4 protein-coding genes and 1 rRNA gene are annotated in these 7226 nt (G+C 34.0%); all 5 read right to left on the bottom strand.

Annotated features, from left to right (window positions below):
• Window positions 1-74 (bottom strand): 16S ribosomal RNA (locus C1Y58_RS25955); the annotation flags it as partial.
• Between the two features lie 459 nt (window positions 75-533).
• Window positions 534-1517, bottom strand: coding sequence for a LacI family DNA-binding transcriptional regulator (locus C1Y58_RS25950; protein WP_105620061.1), 984 nt, complete (start codon window positions 1515-1517; stop codon window positions 534-536).
• Between the two features lie 85 nt (window positions 1518-1602).
• Window positions 1603-4224, bottom strand: coding sequence for a GH116 family glycosyl-hydrolase (locus tag C1Y58_RS25945; RefSeq protein WP_105620060.1), 2622 nt, complete (start codon window positions 4222-4224; stop codon window positions 1603-1605).
• Between the two features lie 219 nt (window positions 4225-4443).
• Window positions 4444-5904, bottom strand: a complete 1461-nt coding sequence (locus C1Y58_RS25940; protein ID WP_105620059.1) for a sulfatase family protein — start codon at window positions 5902-5904, stop codon at window positions 4444-4446.
• A gap of 324 nt (window positions 5905-6228) precedes the next feature.
• On the bottom strand, window positions 6229-7068 hold the full coding sequence (locus C1Y58_RS25935; RefSeq protein WP_105620058.1) for a YitT family protein: 840 nt from the start codon (window positions 7066-7068) through the stop codon (window positions 6229-6231).
• Between the last annotated feature and the right edge of the window lie 158 nt (window positions 7069-7226).

Genomic DNA, 7226 nt, shown 5'->3' with positions numbered 1-7226 from the left:
GCTTCTCGCTCGACTTGCATGTGTTAAGCACGCCGCCAGCGTTCATCCTGAGCCAGGATCAAACTCTCATATTAAAAGTTCATCCTGCCAGAAGTTCTGGCATTATATCCATGTTAGAATTAAATTCTAACGAAATCAAAGTTTATTTCTTGGGTATGTGTTACACTGTTCAGTTTCCAATGTTCTTTTTCATAACTTGCTGTTTTTCAACAGCGAAGACTATTCTATCAAATCTATTGTTTAATGTCAAGTACTTTTTAAAAATTAAATTTAAAATCATTTTTTAAGTTCAATTTTTGTCCTAAATCAAAGAATAAGTAAAATTTTTCATTGATTTAAAAGCATTTGTCCTTAACAACGAAGACTAGTATAACATCTCTATTCCCTAGTGTCAACAGCAATATAAAAGTTATTATTTTCAGTTAATTTATGCTCTTTGTAAGTAAAAAGGTTAAGAACATGATCGATAGTATTCAACTTGCTTTTATATCAAAATAATGGAGTCTCCTTACTATAAAACAAGAAGACTCTAGTTATAGGGTTTGTCCCTCTATTATTTTATATGGATATTCAATACACTGTGTATCGTTATTATCATTATTGATAGCATCTATTAAAAGTTCCAATGATTTAGTACCAATATGCTCAAAAGGATAGGCCACTGTAGTTAAACGAGGAGTAATAAACTTCAACATATCTAGATTATCAAAACCCATAAGGCCAAAATCCTTTTTCACCTCATAGCCTAATCCATTAAAGTGTTTTAAAATTCTTAATGCAAAGATATCGCTGGAGCACAAAATACCCGGCTTCGTTCCCATTGATATTTGCTCCTCAAGTAATACTAGATAATTAGATGATTCAATGACTTCATATCTAACAGCACTTTCCTTAACAGCTCGTAAAAACCCGAAATATCTTTGTTCCTGAGCATAGATATTCTGATTATATCGATTATTTAGAGGAGGACTTATATAAAATATTTGGTCATATCCCTTATCTACTACGAATTTAGTAGCATCATACATAGCTAGATCATTCTTAATGTCAACAAATGATATGCTATCAGAAATTTTATTACATATACTAATTACAGGTATGTCCAACGCTTTTAGTTTATTGATGTAAACTTCTTCATTATTAACTGATGCAATGATAATTCCATCTACCTGACGATCTACTAATTGTTGAACACATGCCTCTTCCATCCCTTTATCTTTCTCAGTTAATGTTAGATAAACAAAATAGTCCAACTCTTTTGCCCTACGTTCAAGTGGATTAATAATATCTGAAAAGAACTGGTTATGAAGGTCAAAAACTATTACACCGATAGTTGATGTTTTACCCTTTTTTAAACTAGATGCTAAGTAATGCCTTCTATACCCTAATCTCTCTGCTGTCTCTAGTACTAATCTACGAGTTTCTTCATTAATACCTGGTCGATTATTGAGGGCTCGGTCAACAGTTCCTCTTGATACATTGCAAACCTCTGCTAATTCTTTCATCGTCACAGCCATTTTCTTTCACCGTTCCTTATTCTCTCGTTAACTAAAAAGTAGCATAAACTTAGGCAGAAGTCAATAATGACCTCTGCCGGTTATACTATAGAGTGATGATTATTTCCTCCGATGCATTCACTGTATACTCCTTCTGGAATATAATCTTATCTTCTTCAAAAGCATATTCTAGTTCTTCTCTATTGAGAGTTATTTCTTTAATCTGATCAATAAATGATAGTTCTAACTGGCGAATTTCTAGGCTTCCATATAAAACTTTGAGAATTACTTGTTCTTTATTTATTTCAATATTTCCCCAAGCACCATCTATGGACCAGAAACTCTTAAAATCTTTTTCCGTTATAACAGGGTTAAATCCTAATCGTCTATAAGGCATATGATAACTGAATCCACTGAATGCTAATAATAGAGCATAACTAGCCATGGATCTAGCATAATTACTTCCACACTCAAATTCATTCCAAGGATTTCGTTTAAAGCCATTATAACGCTCACGAATTGCTTTAACAATATTCATTCCTTCTTCAATCATGCCTTCTTGTATCATATGTATAGCTGATTGATATTCAAAACCATTCATGGTTTCTTCAGAATAAGGTACAGGAACAACTGGTTTATACTTATCTTCTGGCCAATCGCATATGACTATCCCAGCTTCATCATATAAAGAATATAATCGGCATGGATTATAGAAATCCCTCATATTCTCCTTGAAGTTATATTTGTAGAGTGATTTCAGTGCTTCTTTTGTTTGCTCTGGATCAAATATCTCACCTACCCCACAAAGGTTAGCATGCCACGACGCTACCACTTGATCAATGGCTGAACCTTCACCTATTTGATATTTTAACTCACTATGCTCATCACTCCAATAGGCAGTGAAGATATCATAACCACCTAATGAAAGACTTTCATTATTATATTGATCAAGTATGCTTTTATCTTTTAAGTCTATTAATTGATGATAATATTTGCCATTAAAGAGATTTTTATCAGTCCAATCCTTCCCCTTTTCAAATATCTTAAGATACTCTTTTGCAGTCTCATTTTCACCTAGGTAATTAGCTAATTCTGTAGCTGCTTTTAAAGCAATCAGATAAAATCCTGTTAACCAAGAGTTTGGACCAAATAACTCCATATCCAATGTATGGTGTTGACGCCCCCAAAGAACACCTGTCTTATCTGGATCCCACTGATCATAGTTCTTCTCAGACCATGCATATTCTAGAGACTTTTTAACTTTTGGCCAAATATTTCTTAACCAGTCATCATCACCAGAAATTTTCCATTCACGATAGACTTTCAATACGCCTCCAAGTTGCCCATCAACACATGGTCTGAAGGTCGAACTCTTTGATCCTAATGGCAGTTGAAGTCTAAATGGCATACCTCCATCTTCTCTTAGGTTATAAGTATAATCAAGATCACGCATGGATCTTTCTAAATTAGGAAAAAGAAAAGGTAAGGCATATGCATAGTTCCAAACATGAGTACAGCTCCCCTCACATGATCCTCGGTAGCTCATTACACCTTCCCAACCATAAAACTCTCCATTTTCTAACCTTAAACAGGTGGGCGACTTTAATATCGATATATTAGCTGATACCGCATCGATAGCCTCTTCTGGTAAAGTTGAATCAAATAAAGTATCTTTGAAAAGAAGTGTTTCTTTATATAATCGATTCCATTGTTCTAATGAATATATAGCTGAGTCTTTCGCACTTTCAAAGAGTTTAGCATAATAATTCTTCCATTTTGGCATATTTTCTTTTGACCCTTCTTCTTTTCCCCAATATTTCACATAGTTAGGAAAATTCCATGTCAAAGAAAAACGAATAGACTTCTTTTCTCCAGGCTTAATTTCTATGACACCACATAATGATGCTGTATCAATTGAACGTTTACTACTTGAACCATTATCAATATTCTCAATACTCTTTTCATAACTACGGTTCTTTAATGTACCTTGACTAGAAAACTCCTTCCAAAAGATACCTACCTCATCAAACCAGCTTCCTCTATACCAATATTCCTGATAAGATGCCTCTTGAACGTCTGTAGCCATGCAAAGTTCACCATAATCTATACACTCATTGTCTAGTCCATTGGTCTTTAAGTTCATTATATGGAATCCACCTTCATTACTATACACATTAACAGGTGACCCATGTAATAGTGGATTTTGCAATGATAGGCAAATTGAGTATTTTAGTGTTTCTTCAGATGTATTCTCTACTTCAAACTCAAAAAAAGCACCTGGAATACTGGAATCTTTATCGTTCATTGGGATAAATGGATTAAAGGCAGTCATATCTATTTTTCCCGGAAAACTTTTATCCTTAAATGTGACAGTTGCTAATGGAAATTCACCCTTAAAAGTTACATCTTTAAAGGATGGAAAGCCTGCCATGGTTTGTCGATCTGGACCAAATCCGTAACCACGATAACGTTCATCTGAGTATAAACCTACATAATGAGTCGGTAAGTCCCCCTGTAATACTCTTGAATCGATTACTTCATTCTCATTTTCTGCTTTTATTGCAAAATGTGAAAAACCATTATAACTTCCTTTATTAGGTCTATTAAATATCTCCCAATCCTTTAAACGTCCATTACCTGTTAGACCTATGCAACCTGACCCAATTCCTCCTAAAGGAAAAGATATTTGATCTTTATGCTCTTCAGTATAAATAAAACCTTGTTTCATAATTACCTCCCCATGATAATAATGTCATCAATCGTTCTCGTGCACAATAATATTATTACACACCCCCATCTCATTGTCAATATATTTTGTGCTCGTGCACAGTAGTTGTTTTTATTATATTTTATGCTTCCTCTTGACTATAGTACTATTTACAATAGTAATTAATAAAGGAAGGGATGACTTTACTATCAAGTAAAGTCATCCCTTCCTTTTTAATATCTACTTAAACTCACTAGGATGCCGACGTTTAAGCTCTTTCACTGCATCTCCTCGTCCAGTCATTTTTAACCATTCACAATAGTCTTTTAGATGCCCTCTAGCATGATATGGTCCACCTTCTCTTATAACTGTCCAGAGTGGATCACTATCTGAATCCATGGTTGCCATCATATCGTCATGCCAGTTCAATAAGCGATGAGCACCCTCATTACATATCTCTGGATGCATCTCAGCTACATCCTCCTGTTCATAGGGATCAGTTTTTAGATTATAAAGCATTTCTTTAGGGAACAAATGATAACCATCATGGTATGTTCGCATATAAATCCAGTCATCAAACCGTACGCTTCTCTGGCAAACATGAGCACATTGTGAAAGTATTAGTTCTCTTCGTCCTAAGTTCTCACCCTCTAGTGATTTTGCAAAACTCTCACCATCCCAGCTTTCTGAAGGCTGCGCTCCAAAGAGCTCTGCTAAGGTTGGTAATAAATCTAGATTATAATGAAGTCCATCATCAACGTGATTTTCATTCTTGCCTGGCCAACGTATAATCATTGGGATGCGACAAGTTATATGATCTGCTGTCCCATGTTCGGCATACAGTCCAAGTTCTCCCAGATTCTCACCATGATCTGCTGTAATAATAATCATTAAATCCTCATAAACACCTTCATCTTTCAATGCCTGCACTAATCGACTAATATGCTGATCCATATAGCGGATACCACAATCATATCCGTCAATAAACCTATGTAAGTCTTCCATATTTTTCAAAGCACCTGGCATTCTCTCTTGATACTGTGAAGGCACTTTGTCATCATACATATTTATCTCATTCGCAGAGTGAGGTCCAACGTGCTTTAAGTGTCCCTGCAACACTTCTTCAGTTATCCATTCAGGTAAAGGCTCATCTTCAAAAGGATTACCAAATTCTTCAGGTGCTCGATACGGTGTATGTGGATCCCAATAATTAATATGTAAAAACCAGTTATCTTTCTTAGCATTGCTTTTAATCCAATCAAGTGCAACAGGAGTTACATCTTCAGCAGACTCATGACCACATTTACCCGTGTTATACATTTCATTAAAACCTGCATAAAAAGTCCATGATGAATGACGTTCAGCAAATGGACTTATAGATGCTGTATACAACCCCTGTTGTCTCAAAAATCCAGGCAGACTTTCAGTATTGAGCCTACTCATAAAATCTCTCGGTGCTCCTTCAAGTCGCATATCAGCAGCAGTACCACCATGCCCTACAACACCAGTATGAATACCAAATTGTCCACTCATTAATGCAGTTCTAGATGGTAAGCAAGGTGCATCTGAGCAATAATAATTAGTAAACCGAGTTCCTTCTTTAGCTATGGCATCAATTTGAGGCGACGTATCGCGATGATAACCATAACATCCTAAATGATCAGGTCTTAAAGTATCTAAATCTAAGAATAAAATACGCATAAGATTCCTCCTTCTTTATTTATACGTGTAAATAACATGCTACATATTTTTTCTTTAAAGTTTTCATTTGCTAGTAACTTATTAATCTACTTAATAGCCTTCAAGAATCAATTATGTAAGGTATAATGCTTAAGTTATATAAAGAATATCATATCTATTTACACGTGTCAATAATTATGTATTTACATTTTTTTAAGTGCTAACTATTTGTTCTTTTCTATTATTTTATGTATCTATTTTATCTTCTAGGATTCAATTCCTCAAATATTTTTACATAGTATAAAAGACCGAATCAAAGGATTCGGTCTTTTATGCTAAAGATTTCTATGCTGTAAATCCACCACCAATGACTCCAGCACTTTCTGTTACATAAACGAAACTATCATCATCAAGATTATGAATATAATTCTTTAACTCAATTAACTCTGTTTTCGTAATCACTGTCTTAATTAGCATCTTCTTCTTAACACTATGCGTATCTAAGCTTTGAACAAAAGTTACACCACGATCTAACTCTTTATGTATAAACTCTGTGATTTCTAAATAGTTATCAGACATGATATTAACAATAAAGATTTTATGACTACCTAAAATAACTACATCTGTAACCTTACTAGCAATATATGTACTTATTAAAGAGTAAATAATTAATGTTAAATCACCATAGATAATTGATGAAAAAATGATTATTGTATTAATCACCATAAAAAAATTACCAACTGTTATATCTTTTTTTTCCTTTAAATAAAGTCCTACTATTGCTTCAGGACCATTCGCTACACCTTGTCTTATAACCATCCCACCAGCTACACCTAATAAAACACCGCCAAAAATTGATGCAATAATAGGGTCAGTTAAAAAAGTTGGCAGTATCTTATCTACAAAACCGATATAAAAAGTAAATAGCCAGAAACAAAAGGCGGCATAATAAACTTGCTTTCTTTCATATTTTAGAAAAGCCCATATAATAATTGGTAAACTTAATAACATTAAAAGTAGCTGAACATTTAACCCTGTTAAGTTATTGATAACTGTTGCCAAACCACCCAATCCAACAGGTACCAGATTATTTGGTACCAAAATTTGGTTAAATGCTGCTGCTGCAATAAATTGCCCTACTAATAAAACAATTATTCTTTTTAATGTCTTTATTTTTTTATCCATATAACTCCCCACTCTCTCCTATTATCTTTTTATGCCCTCTTCACTATTAGCATAGCTTTTTGATAAGGTTATTGTCAATGCTTAATCGACTTTTTATTACAATACATTTTATTTTATACAAAATGAAAAACTCCCTTAGAGTCTAAGAGAGTTTTTTC

The sequence above is a fragment of the Vallitalea okinawensis genome (assembly GCF_002964605.1).
Lineage (GTDB): Bacteria > Bacillota > Clostridia > Lachnospirales > PQDH01 > Vallitalea_A > Vallitalea_A okinawensis.
Note: the sequence above shows the minus strand (reverse complement) of the source record. Positions and strands in the feature narration are given on the sequence as shown.

What these genes read in the sequence shown, in the direction of transcription:
- C1Y58_RS25950 (WP_105620061.1), bottom strand. Translation starts at nt 1,517, where the DNA reads ATGGCTGTGACGATGAAAGAATTAGCAGAGGTTTGCAATGTATCAAGA.
- C1Y58_RS25945 (WP_105620060.1), bottom strand. Translation starts at nt 4,224, where the DNA reads ATGAAACAAGGTTTTATTTATACTGAAGAGCATAAAGATCAAATATCT.
- C1Y58_RS25940 (WP_105620059.1), bottom strand. Translation starts at nt 5,904, where the DNA reads ATGCGTATTTTATTCTTAGATTTAGATACTTTAAGACCTGATCATTTA.
- C1Y58_RS25935 (WP_105620058.1), bottom strand. Translation starts at nt 7,068, where the DNA reads ATGGATAAAAAAATAAAGACATTAAAAAGAATAATTGTTTTATTAGTA.